The organism is Magnetospirillum sp. UT-4, assembly GCF_902729435.1.
Taxonomy (GTDB): domain Bacteria; phylum Pseudomonadota; class Alphaproteobacteria; order Rhodospirillales; family Magnetospirillaceae; genus Magnetospirillum.
Window position 1 is genome coordinate 117,830 of record NZ_CACVCG010000101.1, and the last position, 21,011, is coordinate 138,840.

Below are 21,011 nucleotides of genomic sequence, written 5' to 3' on the forward strand. Positions count from 1 at the left end.
AGATCTGGCCGTAAATACCGGTGGCCGACCCGTCCTGGGCGTAGCTGTCCCAGGTCACCACGAAGCCGCCGCCTGACAGCCCGGTCACCGAGGGGTACGACTGGGCGTTGGCGGTAAAGGTGTTGACCAGGAATTCCGATCCCTGGGCCATGCCGGCGGCATCAAAGCGCTGGGCGTAGATTCCGTTGCCATCCTGGTCGGCGCTCTGCCACACCACCACGTAGCCGCCACCGTTCAGCCCGGTCACCGCTTGATACACTTGGCTGCCGGCGACGGTGGTGTTGACGCGGGTATCCGCCGCCGACAGGGTGACCGTGCCGCCGCTGAAGGACAGCGTCTCGATCCCGGTCAGGCTGTCGGTGCCGTCGGGGCCGGTGACGGTCAGGGTCTGACCGGCATAGGTGAAACTGTAGGCCGATACGGCACCCGAGAAGGACGCGGTGTCGCTGCCGGCGCCGCCGGTGAGGGTGTCGTTGCCGCTGCCGCCGGTCAGCACGTCGTTGCCGGCGCCGCCGGTCAGGGTGATGCCGGTGGTGCGGGCCGAGGCGTTCAAGGTGACGGCGCCGGTGGCGGCCGAGGCGTCAACCTCGACGATGCCGGCGTTCTGCGAGGCATTGCCCAGGGTGACCGACTGCGCGGCGGCGTTGGTCGAGCCCAGGACCAGCCGTTCCACCCCCGAGACGTGCGACAGCGGGGTGTCGGTGACGGCGGCGGTGTCGCTCAGGCGGATGGTGTCGGTGCCGAGGCCGCCGCTGAAGGTGGTGGTGCCGGTCAGCACCGCGCTGGTGGTGACCATCAGGTCGTTGCCGTCCTGAGTGCCGACATGGTTGATGCCGGTGCCGACATTCAGGGTATCTGCGCCGGTGGTTCCGGTCAGGTTGAAGGTGGTGCCGCTGGCATAGGGCTCGGAGACGGCGGTTGCGTCGCGGGCCGTGGCCGAGCTGCCGCCCACCGTCGCCGGCACGGTGCCGCCCGAATAGTCGCCGAAGTCCCAATAGCCCTCAAGCCCGGTCCCGGAAGGCGTTCCACTCCATGAGGCCTGCATGTCGGCGGCGATCTGGGCCGCATCCCGAGCGGTATTCCAGGACGAGAAATTGGCCACCGTGCCGTCCAGACCCGATCCGGCGTATAGATTGACGTTGGCCTCGGCGCCGACGACGTACAGCGATCCGCTCGGGAAACTGGTCAGCGGAAGGGCCGTGCCCTCCTCGACGCCATTGACGAACAGCCGCAGGTTGCCGCCGCTCGAGGCACTCAGGGCAAGATGATACCATTGCCCGGGCACCATGACCGTGGTGCCCTCGACAATCCGCCCGCCAAGGGTATTGTCCCACACATAGGCGCGGAAATGGTGGCTGGTCGGCTCGACGTAGATCGCCTGGGTGAACATTGACGAAGATTGGGTAAAGGTCGTGGTGTTCCACGCGCTCGAATCGGTGCTGAAAAAGACGTTTTCATACCCGTCACGCAGGGAATCGAACTTAACCCAGGTCTCGACGGTGACGGCGGCCGAGGCGGTGTGGGCCACGGTAACCCCCGAACCGGTGGCGCCGGTGAAGGACAGGCCATTGATGGTCGGGGTGTTGGTGGTCACGCCGATGATGCCGCTCGAGAACTCCAGTTCCTCGATGCCGGTCAGGGTGTCGGTGCCGTCGCTGCTGCCGGTATCGGTGACGGTCAGCGTGCCGTTGGCGGCCGAGACGGTGTAGAAGCCGGAGCCGCCGGAGAACACCGCGGTGTCGGTGCCGAGGCCGCCATTGATGGTGTCGTTGCCGGCCCCGCCGGTGACGGTGTCGTCGCCGGCTCCGGCGTTGAATAAATCGTTGCCGGCCAGCAGATCGACCACGTCGGAGCCGCCGCCGCCACTGGCGGTGTCGTTGCCGGCGGTGGCGGTGAACGCGTTGATATTGACGGTGATGGTGGTCTCGGTGATGCCGCCCAGGAGATCGGTGACCTGCACCTGGAAGGAATCGGTGCCGATGTAGTCGGCCTCGGGCGTATAGGTGTAGGTGCCGCTGGAATCGATGCTGACGGTACCGTGGGCGGTGGTGGGGCCGCCCAGGATCTCGTAGCTGGAGATGCCGCCGTCCGCGTCGGTGGCCGTCACCGACGCGGTGATGACCGTGTTCATGACGCCCTGGGCGCTGGTGCTGCCGAAGACCGCTTCGTCGTCCACCGGCGCCAGTTCCATGTCGGCCATGGCCGCCACCGACCCGCCGTGGCCGTCCTCGAGGGTGTAGGTGAACGCCACCGGGCCGGAATAATTGGGCGTGGGCGTGAAGGTGTACGACGTCCCGTTGTCCACCAGCGTGCCGTGATCGACACTCAGGCCGGTCACCGTCAGCGTATCGCCGTCGGGATCGCTGGCGGCGGCGGCCAGATCGGCCTTCAGGATGGTTGCCGAGACGTCCTCGGTGCCGCCGGCCAAGGTCACCGGCCCGACGATCGTTGGCACGTCGTTGAATCCCGTCACCGTCACCGTCGCGGTCGCCGCCGCGCTGGTGGCAGTGCCGTCGCTGACGGTGGCGGAAATGGTGCGCGAGCCCGAGGCCAGGGCATCGGACGGGTTGGAGAAGGTGACCGAGCGCAGCGCCGCCTGATAGGTGGCCAGGGTGGCGGAGCCCGACAGGGTCAGTACGCCGGCCGAGTAGGAACCGGTGATGCCGCCCTGGTCGGTGAAGGCCAGGACGTCGCCGGCCACCGGGGCGGCGATGGTGATGGTGGCGCCGGTCAGGTTGGCATTATCGACGTCGTTCAGCGTCAGGTCGCCGAACGGTGCCGTCGCCGAGCCGCCCTCGGAAAAGCCCGACGCGCTGGTGGTCAGCGCCACGCTCGGCGCGTCGTTGACCGCCGTCACCGTCAGGGTGGCGGTGTTGGTGAGGCTGCTGAAAGCGGTGTTGCCGCCGTTGACGCTGGTATCGACCTTGAGGCCGTGGCTGCCGCTGGTCTGGTCCCAGGCGCGCCAGGTGAAGGACGGGGTGCCGGAATAATCGGCGTTGGGGGTGAACCGCACCTTGTCGGTGTCGGCCAGCAGCAGCGACGAGGTCGGCGACACCAGGGCGAATTGCAGCCAATTGGTGCCAGCGTCCAGGCTGTACTCCCAGGTGCCGCCCGCCGCCGGGGCATCGGTGATCGCGATGCCCTTCAGGGCGCCGACGCCATCGGGGTCGGTGACCGACGCGGTGAGGGTCGAGACCAGGCTGCCGATGCCGGGCGCGCTGTCCTCGGCCATGGTGCCCAGCGTGGTGGCGCCGTTGAGCAGTGTCGGCGCCGCATTGCCGGCGCCCAGCGTCATGGCTGCGCCGCCCGATACCTTGTTGAGGCCGGGATCGCTGGCGGGGAAGGTCCAGTCGGCGGCCAGGTTGGTCTCGTTGCCGGCCAACGTGGTCCACGCCGAGCTCATCTCGGCGCCGGAGCGGGTGGCGTTCCACACCCGCACTTCGCTGATCTCGATGGGCACGAAGCCGGCGGACGTGCGGTTGACGCCCAGCATCACCGGGGCGTTGATGGTCAGCGCCGTCATGCCGGCAGCGTTTTCGCCGGTGCCGCAGGCGACGCCGTCCACATACACGGTCGCCGACTTGGTCGTATGGTCGTAGGTGAAGCCGACCCGGTGCCAGGCGCCATTATTGATATCGACGGTGCTGGTGGCGTAGAAACCCTGGCCGTTGTTGTCGCTGACCTGCACCACCAGCTTGCCGGAGTTCATCACCATCTGGAAGAACCCGCCGGCAAAGGACGAGTTGCTGCTGACGATGCCGGCGAAGCTGGTGCCGACGGCCGAGGTCTTGATCATTGCCTCGACCGCGTGGCCGCCGGTCAATGTCATGTTGGTCGCCGTCGTGGCGATGTCGTTGGCGCCGTCGAAGGACAGGGCGGTCGGCGCGAGCACCGGCGCGTCGTTGACGCCGGTGACGGTGACGTTCAGGACGGCGTGGTCGATGCGGGTGCCGTCCGAGGTCCGGTAATTGAAGCTGTCCACCGCGGTCTGACCGGCGCCAAGGGCCTTGACCGCCGCGCTGGCCGTATCGACCACATAGGTGTAGGTGCCATTGGAGTTCAGGGTCAACGAGCCATAGGTGCCGGCCATGGGTACGCCGAGGGTTCCGGCGGTGCCGGCGTTCTCGACGGCGCCGACGCGCGGTCCGACGACGGAGAAATTGGAATCAGGGTCGTAGTCGTTGGTCGCGACGTTGCCGCTGACGGTGCCGGCGGTCACCGTCACCGTGGCAGTGTCGTCCACCGCCACCGGGGCATCGTCGCCGCCGGTGATGGAGAACGCCACGCTTCCGGCGGCGGTGACGCCGTCGTCGTCCACCACCTGCACGGCGAAGGTATCGGTGACCGAGTTTATGGACTTCAGCGCCTGGGTCGCGACGCGGCTGTTGTCCAGCGCGTAGTTGACGACGTTGGTGGCGACGGTCAGGGTCGCGGTGCCGTAGGTTCCGGACTTGGTGTAGGTCAGGCCGGCATCGGCGGTGGTCCACCCCTGGCCGGTCAGCCAGGTGGTGTCGTAGGTGACGGTACCGTCGATATCGACCTTGGTCAGCGTGACGGAGGCGGTGGCGACGCCGGCGATGGCGTTGGCGGTGCCGCCGGCCTCGACCAGGGTGGCACTCGGCGTGCCGATGCCCAGCGCCGGGCTCATGTTGGCGACGCCGTTGAACGTCATGGTGACGTCGGTGTCGATCTTGAGGTCGAACCCGCTCTTGGTGAACCAGGCGTAGGTCTGGCCCGATTCGTACAGGCCGTTGAAGGTCCAGCCGGTGTCGGTCACCGTGACGGAATCGCCCGCGGTGCCATCGACGAACAGGACGTTGCCGCCGCCGGTAACGCCGTTGATGGCGGCCTGGGACAGGGTGACCGACTGGTTGCCCGAGTTCCAGTTGAGGTTGACCGCCTCGATGCCGGTCATCGACGTGTTGGCGTTGAGATCCAGGCTGAGGGGCGCGCCGTCGTTGGTATCGAGGGCGATGGCGTCCCATCCGGTACCGCCGGTGACGGTGTCGCCCTCGCCGGCGCGGATCACGAAGGTGTCGTTGCCGGCGCCGCCGACCAGGGTGTCGATGCCCTCGCCGCCGGCAAGGTAGTAATTGCCGCTGGCCCCGGCGAACATCACGTCGGCGAAGGCGGAGCCCCACACCTTGGCGATACCGGTCAGGGTATCGGTACCGCCCAATCCGTCCGACACGCTCATGGCGGCGACGCCGGCCTGGGTGGTGCCCGACAGATTGGCGATGATGCCGGCCGAGGACGTCCAGTATTCCGCCCAGGTGTTGGCGCCGGCTCCGGCGATCAGCGTATCGTTGCCGCCTCCGCCGAGCAGATTGGAATTCAGGGAATCGAGGCCGGTCAGGGTGTCGGCGCCGGCCGAGCCGATCAGGCCGTCGATGTTGACGAACGTCGCCGTGGTGTTGAGGTTGGCGGTGACCGGGCTGGCCGACATGGCGAACGAGACCTCGCCGCCGACCACGTTGCCCCAGGCATCGGTGGTGCCGTCGCCGATGAACTTGTCGGTGCCGCCGCCGCCGAAGAACATGTCCTCGCCGCCGTTGCCCACCAGGGTCTCGTCGGCGCTGGTGCCGACGATGATCTCCCCGACGGCGGTTCCGGTCAGGACGTTGCCGGCCTGGGTGGCGGGGGACAGCTTGACGCTGCCTTCGGCATCGATGCCGGTGCCGATGGTGTGGCCGGCGAAATGGTCGCGCACCACCACCTTGGCCGCGTTGGCGAAGACGATGTGCAGGTCGTTGCCGCTGCGCTCGAAGCCCTTCAAGGCGTAGTCGGGCAGCGCCGAGACGTTCAAGGCGTCGCTGCCGCCGGTGTCGTCGATGGTTACCGTGGTGCTTGCCGGCGGCATGGCGGCAAGGGTGTAGGTGTCGTCGCCGGCCCCGCCCAGGATCAGGTCGCCGTCCTGGGCGGTGGCCAGAGTCAGGGCGTCGTTGCCGGTGGTACCCAACATCAGGCGTCCATCGACGCCCAGGATGTTGGCGATGTCGGGAGCGGCGGTGACACCGGGCAGCGTGATCAGGGTGCCGGCGAAATGGGTGCCGCCGGCATTACCCTTGACGTACAGCCAGCCGTGGCTGGTGCCGTTGGTCAGGAACACCACCGCGACGTTGAGGTCGGCGGGCAGGGCGGCGATGGCGGTGGCGACGTCGGTGCCAATCACCTGCGTCGGCGCGACGTAGAGCTTGTAGCCCGAGGCGCCTGCCAGCTGGATCGTGTCGGACGCGCCGAAATCGGTGAAGACGTCGGGGGAGGCCACGGTCGAGTAAGCGGGGGTGATCTTGAAGACGTCGCTGCCGGCGCCGCCGGTGAAGGTGTCCTGGCCGGGACCGCTGGTGAAGGTGTCGTTTCCGGTGCCGCCGATGACCGCCTCGATACCGGACACGGTGGTGGTGTCGCCGCCGTAAGTGATGGTTTCCGCGGTCATGTCGGCCACCACCGAGCCGGCCATCGCGGAATAGGTCACGGTGTCGTTGCCGGCTCCACCCTCCAGATAGTCGTTGCCGGCACTGCCGACCAGGGTGTCGCTGCCGGCACCGCCATAGAGGTTGTCGTCGCCGGCCGAGCCGTACAGGAAGTCGTCGCCGGAACCGGCGATCGCGGTTTCGAAGCTGGTCAGCGTGTCGCTGCCGATCTGGGCACCTGCGGCGGTGCCGGCGCCCAGGTTGATGGTGACCGTCGAGGTCGCGGCCGACGCGTCGTAGGTGTCGTAGCCGGTGCCGCCGTCCAGCATGTTGTTGCCGGCGCTGCCGACGATGATGTCCTCGCCGGCGCCGGCGATGACGTGCTCGAACCCTGACAGGGTGTCGGTGCCGATGTCGACGCCCGAGGCGGTGCCGGTGGTCAGGTTGACGGTGATCGGGCTGGTGGCGCTGGAGTACTTGATGGTGTCGCCGGCGTTGTCGTCCAGCGCGGCGGTGCCGCCGTAATAGGTGTCGTCGCCGTTGCCGGTGCCGCCGACGATGACGTCGGCGCCGGTGCCGCCCGACACGGTATCGTTGCCGGCCCCGGCGGTGATGGTGTCGGCCCCCGAACCGCCGATGATGGTGTCGGCGCCGCTGCCGCCGGTCAGGGTCTGGGCAATGGCCAGCGGGCTGCCGTCATAGGCGCCGTTGACGCTCGTCACCATGCTGGAGCCGACCGCCACGTACAGGGTCCGGGTGGTGGCCAGGGCGGTGCCGGCATCGTCGGTGTGGACGGTGACCGACAGGGCCACGTCGGTCTCGCCGCCCTGCGACCACGTCATGGTCAGGCCGGCCAGCTGGGCCGGGGTCAGGGTCCAGGTGCCGTCGCCGTTGTTGGTGCCGGCCGACAGGGTGGCGCCGCTCGGCAGGTTGCCGACGACGATGGCGGTGATGGTCTCGGACGGATCGGTGATCGCGGTGGCGATATTCAGCGCGGCGGTCAGCGAGGTGCCGTCGGCGATCCAGGTGGGGGAACCGGTCAGGGCGCCGGCATTGGTCCCGGCCAGGTCGGCGGTGGTGGTGCCGCTGCCCTCGGCGAAGGTCCAGTACCCGACCAGGGCGGAATCGGCGGGGTTGGGCGCGGTGGTGAGGTCGGCCAGCACCTGCGCTTCGCTGCGCGCCACGTTCCAGAGCCGCACATCCTCGATCACCGAGGTGGAGGCGTAGGTGCCGTCGCCGCGGGCGCCGATGGACAGGGCCTGGGCATTGGAGGTGGGGTTGCCGCCGGAGGGGCTTTCCTCGGCCTCCTTCTGCCCGTTGACGAAGATCCTGGCGGTGGTGCCGTCCCATGTGGCGGTCACGTGGTACCAGGTTCCCGCCTGAATGACCGTGGTGCCGGGCAGGTACACATAGCTGGTGGAGGGGAAGGTCCACGGACTGGCGGCGAGGGCGAAGGTGGCGCCGCCGGCGCCATTGGGCTTGGAATGCAGAACCCAGCTGCCGGCCCAGTTGCCCTTCTCGACCAGGTTGGTCTCGGTGGTGACGTCGGAGAGCTTGACCCAGGCCTGGACGGTGAAGGCGGATTCGACGTCGAGGTCCGGGGCGTCGGCCACCAGCACCCGCGAGCCGCCGGCAAAGGACAGCGCGCCGCCATGGGCACTGGCCTGACCGCTGGCCTGGCTGACCGGAACGGTGAGGATCGGCGCGTCGGGAACGGCCGTCACCACCTGGTGCAGGCTGGCGACGGCGTCGGAAATGGCCGTGGTGCCGCCATGGGCGGTGGTGTCGATGGTGGACCGGGTGGCGCCGCTGGTCCAGCCGCCGCCATGGGTATTGTCGATGGCGCGGAAGGCGAGGTCCGGCGGGGTGCCGCTGTAATTGGCCACCGGGCTGAAGCGCAGCTGGGTCGCGGCGGACAGCGCCAGGGCGGTGGCGCCGTCGCCGACGCTGCCCACCGCGTGCCAGGTGGTGCCGGCATCGGTGGAATACTGCCAGGTTCCCTGGGTGGCGGCGTTGGCGGTGTTGCCGACCACGGCGATGCCGCCGAGGCCGGAGGCGGCATCGACGTCCTGCACCTGGCCGGCCAAGAGCGCCGACACAGCCTGGCCGGTGATGGAGGTCGGGTCCTCGGTAATGGCGGACATGTCGATGGGCGACGCGGCCGTCACGACGGGCGCGTCGTTCACCGCGGTGACGGAGGTGGTCAGCGTGGTGGTGGTCGCCGCGATGGGCGTGATGCCCCCGGTTGTATTGGTGTCGATGGTGATGGGGTTGGCGCCGCTTTGCGCCCACGGGCCGGCGTAGGAATTGTCGATGCCGCGCACGGTCAGCGCCGGAGCGGCGCCGTTGTAGTCGGGCAGGGCGAGGAAGCGCAGCCGGGCGGTGGCCTGGATGGCCATGGCCATGGAGCCGTCCATGGCGGGGCCGATATCGGCCCAGGTGGTGCCGTCGTCGCTGGAGAACTGCCATGTCCCCTGGGTGGCGGCGACCGACATGTTGTTGCCGACCACGGCGATGCCGCCCAGGGCGGCGGCGGCGTCGATGTCCGAGAAATTGCCGCCGAACAATGACGCCACGGTGGCCCCGGCTGGCGCGGCGGCGTCCTCGGCCACCGGTGCCAGGGTGGCGGCGCCGGTCATGGTCGGCGCATCGTTCTCGGGCAGGATGGTCGTGGAGAGCGTGCCGGTGGCGCCGGCGATGGCGGTGCCGCCGCCATTGGTCGTGGTGTTGACGGCGATGCGGTCGGTGGCGCCGGAGAACAGGCCGGTGAAGGTGTTGTCGATGGCGCGCACCACCAGCGCCGGCGGCGTGCCCTCGTAATCGGCCACCGACAGGAAGCGCAGCTTGGTGGCGGCCGACAGCGCCAGCGCGGTGGCGCCCTCGGCCACCGTGCCGACGTCGGACCAGGTGGTGCCGTTGACCGAGTACTGCCACTTGCCCTGGGTGGCGGCCACCGCCGCATTGCCGACCACCGCGATGCCGGCCAGGCTGAAGCCGGGGTCGGGGTCGACCACATTGGTGAACAGCGAGGCGATGGTGGCCCCGGCCGGCGCGGCGACATCCTCCTTGACCGCCGTCAGGGTGGCGGTGCCGGTGGCCGACGGCGCGTCGTTGGCGTTGGTGACCGTGGTGGTCAGTAGCGTCGGCTCCGTGGCGTGGGCCGAACTGGGCAGGCGCGAGGCGACGTCGGTCAGGGCACGGGTGGCGGTCAGGCTATTGGACCAGGTGCCGCCATAGGTGTTGTCGACCGCCAGCACCGCCAACTCGGGGGTGGTGCCGGCGAAATCGGTGGCGGGCACGAAGCGCAGCTTGGCGGTGGCCTGCACCGCCAGGGCGCCGGCGCCGCCATCGACCGTGCCGACATTGGCCCAGGTGGTGCCGTTGTCGGACGAAAATTGCCAGTTGCCCTGCGTCGTGGCCGGATTGCCGACGATGGCGATGCCCGACAGGCTGGAGCCGGTGTCGGGATCGCTGAACAGCGCCCCGAACAGGCTGGTCACCGTGGCGCCGGTGATGGTGGCGGCGGAAGCGCCCTCGGTGATGGCCGCCAGGGTGGCGGCGGCGGTGAAGGCGGGGGCGTCGTTGACGTTGTTGACCTGGACCGTGACGGTGGCGTCGGCCTCGGAATAGCCGGTGCCGTCATGGGCCTTCCACTTGAAGGTGGCGGCGCCGGTGGCATCACCGTTGGGCACGAACTTCAGGTAGCCGCCGGTCAGTTGCGCGCTGGTGACGGTGACCTCGCTTGCCTGCAGCATGGCGCTGGTGACGGTGGTCCAGGTGCTGCCGTCCGAAGTGATCTGCAGCGTGCCGGCGCTGGTGGCGGGCACGGTGACCAGCTTGATCTTGGTCATCGTGTCGGCATCGACGTCCACATACGCGCCGGTGAAGTCGGACAACTGGAAGACGTAATCGGTGGATTCGGGCGTCGATTTGGTGAAGCCGGACACCACCGGCAGATCGTTGGTGCCGGTCACCGTCACCGTCACCGAGCCGGTCTGGCTGCCGCCCTGGCCGTCCGAGGCGGTGTAGGTGAAGGTGTCGGTGCCGGTCTGGCCGGCCTTCAGCGCCTGGTACTGCGCCGGTGTCGGGGTGTAGACCAGCTTGCCCGCGCTGATGGCCACCGTGCCCTTGGCGCCTTGCGTCACCGAGGCCAGCGCCAGGGTGTTGCCGTCCGCGTCGCTGTCGTTGGCCAGGGCGTCGATGACCACCGCGGTGTTGGCGTTCACGGCGGTGCCCACATCGGCGGTCACCACCGGGGCGTCGTTCACCGACAGCACGTTCACCGTCACCGTGGCAGTGTCGCTGGTGACCTTGGTGACGCCGCCGATGGTCACCGTGTTGGTGATGGTGTAGGTGAAGGTGTCGGTGCCGTGGAAATTGGCGTCGGGGGTATAGACCACGGCGGTGCCGGCGGCATTCAGCGCGATCTTGCCGTTGCTGGGGGCGACCACGGCGCCGATGGAGATGATTTTGCCGCTGTCCAGGGCGGCGCCGTCGGTGCGGGTGTCGTTGCCCAGCACCGAGATGGTGACGGTGCCGTCCTCGTTGACGGTGGCGGTGTCGTTCTTGGCGTCGGCGGCGGCGGCCGCCGCCTGGGCCTCCGCCTGTTGCGCGGCGGCGAGCTGGGCGGCCTGCAGCACCTGGCTCTTCCAGCTGGTGAAGTCGGTGTAGAGCGCGTTGGAATCGGCCAGCACCTGGGTCGCCGACGACAGCTGCAGCTGGGCGATGGTGGCCTGGGCCTTGGCGTTGGTGGCGGCGGTGGCCGCCTCCTGGGCGTATCCGCTGGCCTCGGTGGTGTCGGCCAGGGTGTTGGCGTCGTCTCCGACCGTATTGGTATCGTCGTCCAGGGTGGTGACGTCGGCAAGCTTGCCGTCGGCCTCGTCGTCCCAGTGGGCGGCCTGGGTGGCGGCGTTGGCCGCCAGCTGCTTGATGCCCAGGGTGCCGGTGGCCGAATCGGCCTTGGTCTGCAGCGCCACCGCCTTGGCCCGGATGGCGTCGGCGATGGTGGCGTCGGCGGTCGGGTTGGCGGCCTTCCAGGTATCGATGTCGCTGATGATGGTGGCCAGCTTGTTCAGCACCGTGCCGGCGCCGCCGGCGGTGCCGATCAGGGCATCGACGCTGTCCCTGGCATCAGCGGCGGCGGTCTTGGCGGCTTCGGTATCGGCGGCCGAGCGGGCGGTGGCCGAGACCGACGAATCCACCATCTGCTCGTAGACCAGGGCGGCGTTGCTGCCGGCGGTGCTGGCGGCGTTGGCGGACAGCGCCGCGTCGGCGGCGGCGGCGTTGGCGGTGGCGACGGCGCGGTCGGCATCGATCACCTGGGTGGCGGCGCTGGTGGCGGCGGCCTGGGTCTTGTCGGCCCAGGCTTGGGCCTCGGTGGCGGCGACCAGGGTGAAGGCGCCGGTGGACAGGGTGACGGTCTTGGCCGCATTGGCCGCCAGCGCCGCCGAAGCGGCCTCGGTGGTCAGCCCGTTGCTGTCGTCATAGGCGGCGGCCGCCGCCAGCTTGGCGGTGTTGGCCTCGTTGCGCGCGGCCAGCGCGGCGGCGGCGGCGTTGTCGGCCTGGGTCTTCCAATGGGCGGCATTCTCGCCGAGATAGAGGCCGGTGGGGGTTGGCGTTGCGACGGTTGGAACCGCGTTCAGCGCCGCCTGGGCGGCGCGGAAGGCGTATTCCTTGGCCAGGGCCGCCTGGGTCGCCGCAGTGGCCGCCTTGGCCTGGGCGATGGCGAGCTGGTCATTGGCGGTCTGGTAGGCGGTCCGCGCGGTGGTGGCGTTGGTGACCAGAATCTGTGCCGCCTGGGCCACCAGCAGTTCGTCGGCGACCTTGATCCGCTCGGCCGCCGTCTTGGTCTGGGCGGTATCGACGATGGCGGCCAGGCGCTCGATCTCGATGCGGGCGTCGTCGACGGTCTTGGCGTATTCGACCGCCTGGCCGGCGGTGACGGTGGCGGAGCCCAGTTTGGTGGCGCCGATGGTCTGGTTGATCAGCGCCAATTGGCCGTAGGCGCTCTTGACGGTGGCGGCGTCGGTGGTGGTGCCCAGCGCGGTGGCGGACTGGGTGGAGTAGTCGTCCACCGCGGACTTGGCCAGCAGTGCCTTCTTGTAGGCGGCTTCGATGATGGCGCGGGCGCTGCGGTCGGCCGAGGCGGTGTCGCTCTGGTTGACGTAGAGCGCGTTGTAGATGCCGAGGATGGTGTCGTAATCGCCGCCGGCATTGGCCTTGGAAGCGGCGGCCAAAGCGGCCTTGCCGGCGGCGTCGTTGGCGCTGCCGGTGGCATCGACGGTGTTCTGGGCCGAACTTTTGTCGTCGGCGGCGTCGGCCTTGGCGGTGACGATGGTGACCTTGTTCTCGGCGTCCGCCAGCAGCTGGCCGGCGACCGAGACCTGGGACGAGACGTCGGATTGCAGCTTGGCCACCACCTTGACCTGGTCCTGGGCGGTGGCGGCCTTGGCGGCGGCGGATTCCGACGCGGCGGCGGCGGTCTTGGCGAAGGCGGCGGCGGCGGCGGCGGCGGCCTGGGCGGTGGTGAAGTCGTCGGTTTCTGCGGCCAGGGCGGCCTTGCCGGCGGCATCGTTGGTGGTGCCGCTGGCGTCGTAGGCGTTCTGGGCGTCGGTGGCCAGCGAGGCGGCGTCGGCGGCATTGGTTCCGTCGTCATAGGCGGCGGTGGCGGCGGCGGCGGCGGCATCGGCCTTGACGGCGGCGGAATCGGTGGCGCCGTCGCCCAGCACCGTTACCCGCGCGGTGCCGATATTGGTGGCGGCGGCGTCCTTGGCGTCGGTGAGGGTGTTCAGCGTGGCGGTATCGACACCGGTGCGTCCGCTCAGACTGGTGATCTTGTCGATGAGCGCCTTCAGGCGGCCCGAGGCGGTGTCGCCGTAATCGGCCAGGCGGGTGGTGGCCTTGCCGATTTCGGTGTCCAGGGTGGCGCGCAAGGACCCATCGGCGACGGTGTCGGCATCGCCGCCGTCCACCGCGATCAGGTTGCGCGCGGCCAACGCGGTGGCGGCGGCGGCGGCGGCCTTGGTGGCGGCGCTCAAAGCGGCCTGGCGGGCCGCCTCGGCCGCCGACTGGGCGCCGGCGAGGGTGCCGGCCTCAGCCGCCTGGGCCTCGGCCAGCAGCGACTTGGTGACGTTCAGCGACTCGAAGGCCTGGTCGGCGTAGGACTTGGCCAGCGCCGCCTGCTTGGCGACCTCGGCCTGGATGCCGGTGGCCTTGGCCAGGTCGGCCTCGGCCTTGGCGAGGGCGAGGCGGGCGGCGGCGGCGGTTGCGGCCTGGGGATCGTTGGCATCGTCGTCGGTGGTGCCGAGATTGTCGGCATTGACATTCATCTGGTCGGGCAGGTCGGCGGCCAGGTCGCGGGCGGCCTGGGCACCGGCCAGGGCGGCATTGGCCTCGACCCCCACCGCCAGGGCCTGCTCGTAGGCGGCGAAGGCGTTGGTGTACGCGGTTTCGGCGGCGGTGACCTTGGCCAGTGCGGCGGCGCTGGTGATGGCGGTGCCGTCGGTGTTGTCGGCGGTGGCGTCCAGGGCCGCCTGGGCGGCGACGTTCTTGGCCGCCAGGGCATCGGCGACGTGGTCGATGCCGTCGGCGTCGCCGGTATTGGAGGTGACCTTCTTAAGCGCGGCATCGGCATCGGCCAGCGCCGTGGTCATGGCCGTCTCCACCTCGCGCTGGGCGGTGTACTGGGCCAGGGTCTCGGCGGCGGTGGCATTGGCCTGGGTGGCGGCGGCGTCGGCCAAAGCGGACTGGGCACCCACATAGGACTCGTAGGCGGTATCGGCGGTGGCCTCGGCCAGGGCGGCGCGGGCGACGGCGGCATCGGCGGCGGCGCGGGCCTTGGTGGCGGCATCGACGGCATTGTTGTAGGCGGCCAGGGCGGCGTTGTAGGCGTCCTGGTAGGCCACCACCACCAGGTTGGCGGCGTCGTTGCCGTTGGCCGACAGCGCCGCCTGGTATGCGGCATAGGCGGTGTTTTTCGACCCCAGCTGCGAATCGCGGGCGGCCTCGGCGGCGGCGGCGGCGATCAGCGGGTCGCGGGTGTCGGCGCGGGCGGAATTGGCGGCGATGGCCGCCGCCTCGTAGGAGGCCTGGGCGGTGGTCAGCCCGGCACCGGCGTCGGTGTAGCCGGCGATGGAGCCCAGACGGGTGGTGACCACCGTGCCCAGGCGCCAGGATTCGGCGGCCGCCTTCAGGTTGCCGGCGGCGTCCGAGATGGCGCGGGCGACGGCGGCGTAGCTCTGGGCGTCCTTGTTGTGATTGGCGGCCGCCGCCACCTCGTCCATGGCGGCGGAATAGCCGTCGCCGGCCTCGGCCGCCGCCTCGAACGCCGCCTTGGCCTTCAGCGCCGAAGCCGCAGACTTGGCGGCCGCCGACTGGGCACCGGCGATATCGCCGGCCTCGAACAAACTCTGCGCCTGATTCTGGAACGTCTGGGCGTCGGTCTTGTGGCCGGCGGCGGCGGTGACGTAGTCGCCGGCCTGCGACTCGGCGCGGGCCTCGGCGGCGGCGCGGGTGCGCTCGGCCTCCAGGATCTCTTCCAGCTTGGCGGTGGCGGCGGCCTTCGAGGCGTTTTCGGCGTCGGTCTTGGCCTGGGCGGCGGCGGCGTAGGTGGTGAGCTTGGCCTCGGCGGCGGCGTCCACCTGCAGCGCCTGGGCCTTGGCCGCTTCGGCGGTGGCGACGGCTTTCTCGGCGCGGGTCACCAGCTGCTCGAGCTGCAGGATGGTGGTGTTGGCTTCCTTGGCCTTGGCGGCGGCGGCCGGGCCAAGGTCGAGCAGGGTCAGCACGGTGGCCTTGACCGCCGCCAGCTGGGCCCTGGTCTCGTCGAGCTTGCCGGCGGCATCGTTGGTGGAGCCGTCGGCGTTCCACGCGGCGACCGCGCTATTCTTCAGGGTGTCGATGTCGCTGGCCAGCGTATTGAAGTCGCCGGTCGATGTCATCTGACCCAGTTTGGTCTTGGCCGTCCCCAAGGCATTGGTGGCGGTGGTGGCGAAGCCCTCGGCGGCGACGGCGGCATTGGTTGCCGCAACCTTGGCCGCGGCGATTTCAGCCAGGCCGGCATCGGCGGCGGCGCCCTGGGCATGGTCGGCCTTGAGGCGGGCATCGGCGGCGGCGGTGCGGGCCTCTTCCAGGCGGGCGCGGGCGGCCTGGGCGGCGGCCTCGGCGGCGGCGCGGCTGCCGGCGCCATCGGCGGTGGCGACCTCGGCCTCGATGGCGCCCAGCTTGGTGGTCACGGTGCCGGCGGCATTCTGGGCGTCGGCCTGGTCCTGGGTGGTGGTGGCGTTGGTATAGGCGGTCTTGGCCTCGTCGGCGTCGGCCAGCGACGCCTGGGCCTCGGCATTCAGGCGCCTGGCCTCGTCCAGGGCGGCGGCGGCCTGCTGGCGGGCGGCGTCGATGCCCTTGGTCTCGGCCTGGGCGGCGACGGCGGTCAGTCCGTTCACCGCGCTGTCGATGGCGGCGGCGTTGCCGGTGGCGCGGGCCTGGGCCAGCAGCAGCGAGGCCTCGGCCGAATCGGCGGCGAAGTCGGCGGCGTCGCGCGCCGCCTGGGCCGACAGAACCGCCTTCACCGCCGCATGATAGACCGAATTCATCTGGGTGACGAAGGCGGTCTCGGTGCTCAGGTTCCAGGTGGCGATCTTGGCCAGCACGATTGCCGCCTCGGCCCGGGCGCCCTCGGCCTGCTGGTACTTGGTCGCCGCCAGGTCGGCGGCGGCGCGGGCCTGCTGGGCGTCGGTCTGGGCGGCGGCGACGTCGAAGGTGCCGGCATCGTCGTGGCCATCGGCCTCGGCGGCCTCGGTCTTGGCGGTCTGCGACGCCTGCTCGGCCGCCTTGGTGGCGGTGACCGCGGCGTCCACCGCAATCGCCAGGTCGCCCTTGATGTCGTTGATGGCGGTGGTCTTGGCGAAGCTCAGATACCACTCGGCCGCCGCTTCGTCGCCGCGGGCCTTGGTCTGGGCGTCGTAGGCGGCCAGCAGGGCGGACAGCTTGACGGAAGCGCTGGTCTCCGCCTGGGTGACCTGGGCCTTGACCGTGTTGTAGGCGGTCTCGGCCAGGGCGGCGGCGGCCTCGTACTTGACCGCCTCGGCGTTGACGATGGCGTAGGCCTGTTCCCACTGGGAGAAGATGCCGGTGAAGAAGGCCTTGATTTCCAGGTTGATGGCCAGACCCTGCGCCACCAGCACGGTGGTCGCCTCGAGGCGGGCGTCGGTGACCGGCAGGCCGAGGGCGGCGTTGAGCAGGGTGGTATTGGTGGGATCGGCCTCGGCCGCCTGGATCTTGGTCACCGCGTCGGCGGCGAAGGCCTTGGCCTTGATCTCGTCGGCGAGGTCGGTGGAGGCCGCGGCGGCGGCGGCGTCGGCGCCGGTGTGGGCGGCGATGTAGGCGGCGACGGCGCCGTCATAGGCGGTGTCGGCGGCGGTCTTGGCGGCGTTGGCGGCAGCCAGGGCCTGGGTCAGGTAGTCCCCGCGGACATCGCCGATGGCGGCGGCGGCGGAGGCCACCATGGTGGTGGCGGTGACGTAGTTCTGTCCCAGCATCACCAGCGCCTTGGCGTCGAGGATGCGGGTATAGGCATCGGCAGCCACCGTGGACGCCGCCTTCCATGCCGCCACCTCCACATACTTGTCGGTGGCGGTGTTGGTGGCGCCGGTGGCGGCCTGGTAGGTGTTGAAGGCCAGGGTGTAGTTGGTGGCGGCGTTGGTCTTGGCGGCCAGGGCCGAGTCCAGGGCGTCGTCCAGGTGACCCAGCCGGGTGGCGCCGGTCGAGGTGAAGGCCGACACCACCTTGTTGGCGGCGCCCTGCAGGTTGGCGCCCACGGTGACATCGACGGTGGTGGCGCCGATCTTCACCGTGGTGGCGGTGGACGAGAAGGTCGCCACCGCGTCGGCGGCGTCGTCCATCTTCGGCTTGACCTGGGTGTCGGCATAGCCGCGCGCCCCTTCCGCCACCGCCTCGGCCTTCTGCCAGGTCAGGTAGGCCGGGGTCTCGGCGTCGCGGGCGTCCTCGAGCGCCGCGATGGCGGCGGCGCTGGCGTCCTTGGCGGTGTTGAGGTCCAGGGTCTTGGTGACGCGGGTCGCCTGCTTGGTCGCCTCGTCCGCGGCGGCGGTGCCGCTGACCCAGGCGGTGATGGCGTCGGTCTTGTAGCTGTCGCTGTCGGGGTTGGCGGTGATGGTCTTCAGCATGTTCAGCGGCGCGCCCGCCGCCGCGACCGCGACCTCGACCTTGGCGAAGCTGGTCGCCGCCGCATCCAGCTTGGCCGCTATGGTACCGCTGGGATAATTGACCGCCAGGGTGGCGACCTGGGCCTTGTAGGTGGTCGCCTGGGTCTGGTAGGTGGTGAGCTTTCCGCTCAGGGTGTCGAACTTGGCCTGCTCCTGCGCCGTCAGGGTGCCGGCGGTCTGCCAGGTGGTCAGCAGCGCCTCGATCTGCGCCTGCACCACTTCCTGGCGCGCGGCCAGGACCTGGACCTTGGCGGTGGCCTTGGCGGCTTCGACCTCGGCCTTGGCGATCTCGAGCCCCTGGAACAGGCCGCTGCTGGAGGCGCCCTGTTCCTCGAGCTGCTCGACGATGGTGGTGGCGGCGGTTTCCTTGGTGGTAATCAGGTTCTCGAGGGCGATGATCTTGTCGTCGTTGTCGACGTCGCCATCGGCATCCTGATCGGTCAGGCCGGTGAACGCGGCGGTGATCTCCGCCTCGATCTCGTCGTCCTCGGCATCGGTGACGCCGTCCTCGTTCCAGTCGCCCGAGGCGTTCAGCGCCACCGAGCCGTCGGCGGCGGTAGTGGTGAAGCCGAGGCCGCCGAAATACTGCGCCGCCAGATCCTCGCCGCGGGCGCCGTAGAGCAGCTGCAGCGCGGCGATGTCGTGGGCCAGCGGCTTGTCGGAATAGCCGTAGAGGCCGCCGCCGTAATAGGACATGACGCTGTAGGCCAGCGAATCGTAGGGGCCGGCCTGGGCGCCGGTGCCGTTGTACTCGCCGGAATGCTCCAGGCCCAAGGCGTGGCCGATCTCGTGCAGCAGGGTGAAGAAGCCGTAGCTGCCCGCCCCCAAATCCCAGTTCATGGGGTTGGCGGCATCGATCCAGACGTCGCCGCCGATGCCCTCGCCGGGCATGTAGGTCCAGGCCACGTCGGGGCCGGTGGTGGTGTTGGCGAAGCGGATTTCGCCGCCCTCGCCGGTGACCTCGACGAAGGTGATGTTGGCGACGTCGGCCCAATTGGCCAGGGCCTGGCGCACCGCCGCCTTCTGGGCGTCCGAGAACGAGCCGAAGCCGCCGCCCTCGATCATGCCGGCGTAATCGGCCGGCACCTGGTCGGGGAAGGAATAGGTGACGATGGTGGTGCCCGAGGCATCGGTGTCGCCCCAGGTCCTGCTGCTGATCAGCTCCAGGATGGCCTCGGCCTGGTCCAGCTGATCGGGGGTGAAGCCCTGGATGAACGACAGGTCGCCGTAGAGCAGACGGGCCTGTTCGACCGGAATCAGGGTTTCCAGGTAATTGGAAATGCCGCTGACCAGTTCCAGCAGTTCGGTGACTTCCTCGATGGCCACCTGGATGTCGTCGGCGAAGGCGTCGGCATCCTCGACGTCGATGTCGTCGATGAAGTCCTCGAAATCGTCCTCGATCTCCTCGATGTCCTCGTCAAGTCCCTGCAACAGCTCGATCAGTTCGGCCGCAAGCTCCTCGAGGCCGTTCTGGATGTAGAGTTCGGCCAGATCCGACACGCCGTTGAACAGGGTGTCCGGCTGCTGATAGGTCTGCGGCGGTTCCGGCAGCAAATTGATCTGCTGGTCGGTGCCCTGGGTGGTGCCCGGCTGCAGGGTCTCGGAAAAGCCCTTGTCGATCTGGCTCGAGAACGAGCCCACATTGGCGTTGCCGATCATCGAGCCGATCTGGGCGGCCGAGAATTGCTGCACGCTGGCGACGCCGGACGGGCTGACGTTCAGGCCCAGGCCGGGGGTGTTGACGGTGAAGCTCTGGCCCGACGAGGTGGTGAAGGTCAGCTGGCCGACCACGCCGCCCTGTTCCGGCACCAGCACCGCTTGCACGCCGTCCGATCCGACCTTGCCGCCGCCGGCGGTGCCGCGGATGCCGATGGTCATGGCCGGCGTCTTGATGCTGGCCGCCTCGGGCGCCATCTTGGCGATCTGGCCGGACACGAAGGTGAACGAGCCGCTCACCACCGACATCTGGGCGTGGGCCAGGTTGGCGCCGGGGTCGTAGACCAGGTCGTCGAGCACGGCGCGGCCCTTGGCGCCCACCGCGAAGGTGGACTTGTCGGCGAAGACCAGGCTGACATTGGCGCCTTCGCCCGACAGGATCTGGTCGCCCTTGTGGACCACGTCGCCCTGCTTCAGCGTGGCGCGGGTGCCGTCGGCCCGGCGCACCTCGACCGAGCCGGTGACCGTCTCGACCTTGCCGATGGGGTCCAGTCCGGGGCCGTCGCCGGCCTGGGCGAACTGCCCGGGCGCCATCGGCCCGGCCAGCTTTCCGGCCAGCGCCGGATCGATCAGCATGCCGATCTCGTTGACCAGCGCCGGCGGCGTCTCGGTGGCGAAGTAGTTCTTGATGACGATGCGGCTGCCGTCGGCGCCGACCAGGACCAGATCGAGGCCGGACCTCTGGTAGTCGGCGGTCAGCAGGAAGTCGCCGCCCGGCACCAGGATGCGAGCCGATCCGCCAGCGTCGATGACGTGGGGAGCAATCATGTGAGGCCCCTGGCCCGCGGGCACTTGCGGGCTGTTGCCGTCTGGTGCTCCCGAACGATCCTTAGGCAATGCAATCCGTCCCAGCTAGGTTCGCCGCCCGCCTCCGTGGCCACGGGGAACGGCACCTCGTAGCATAGCAAGAAGGGGAAGGAGAATCTAACACATAACAGCCGGAATTTCTCGGTTCGAAGGTTTGACGAACGGGCAATACAGTAAAGACCGGATGCCGGCGCCTCGGTCCTAGGCGCGGGGTATTCCCGGATCGGAGGCTGCGCCGGCGTGGCGAAGGGGAATGGTGCAAGATACTTTTGGATGACAATAAATGATGTGTATCGTTGTAATGCGGGCGCGTTGACATGACGATTTTGTGAAGTAATATCCGCCGGGTGTCGGCGGCTCTACGTGGGCCGTGGCGGGCTGATCTGCCCAACTGGCGGTTCCCCGGCGGCCACAGCCGCGCTATCCTGGACGCCAGCCTCGAACCAGTGCGGAGGGGGCCATGCGCATGAGCGGTCGTGTCATGGGAATCGTCGCATCCGTGGCGGTGGCGATCTGGGCGGCCCTGCCCCCCGGCGACGTGGCGCTGGACGACGATTGCCGGCCCGCCGACCCGGTGGCGCAGTTCAGCGCCGTGGTCACCGGCGGCTGGTTCTGGAGCCGCCAGGTGACGGCGCTGGAGGAGGAGCAGGGCCATCTGCTGGCCCTGGTCGGGCGGGGGCCGCAGCATCTCGGCACCCGCCTCGAGGAGCGCCTGTCGCGGCTGGCCGAGCGCGAGGCCACCGCCAGTCAGGGCGACCAGGCCGAACGCGAGGCGGCGGCCCAGCGCTACCGCACCCGCCGCATGGCGTGGCTGGGCGCCTGCCTGGACGAGGCGCGGCGGCGGGCCGGGAACTAGCCT

At 69.7% G+C, this 21,011-nt stretch carries 2 protein-coding genes (1 of these 2 cut by a window edge); one reads left to right on the forward strand and one right to left on the reverse strand.

Annotated elements, in window-relative coordinates:
- A protein-coding gene (locus MTBUT4_RS19835; RefSeq protein ID WP_173980338.1) for a LamG-like jellyroll fold domain-containing protein crosses the window boundary here: on the reverse strand, nucleotides 1–20,113 show its 5' portion. 16,202 nt of this gene lie to the left of the window's left edge; only the first 20,113 of its 36,315 coding nucleotides appear in the window; it begins with the start codon at nucleotides 20,111–20,113; its stop codon lies beyond the left edge, outside the window.
- A 505-nt stretch (nucleotides 20,114–20,618) separates the two neighbouring features.
- On the opposite strand from MTBUT4_RS19835, the gene MTBUT4_RS14160 reads away from it, so the two are divergent.
- Nucleotides 20,619–21,008 carry a hypothetical protein gene (locus MTBUT4_RS14160; protein WP_173980339.1) on the forward strand — a complete coding sequence of 130 codons (390 nt, stop codon included), beginning with the start codon at nucleotides 20,619–20,621 and terminating at the stop codon, nucleotides 21,006–21,008.
- Nucleotides 21,009–21,011: the final 3 nt, after the last annotated feature.

Bases quoted from the DNA above. Each gene is read 5' to 3' on its own strand.
- MTBUT4_RS14160 (WP_173980339.1), top strand. From the start codon at position 20,619: ATGAGCGGTCGTGTCATGGGAATCGTCGCATCCGTGGCGGTGGCGATC.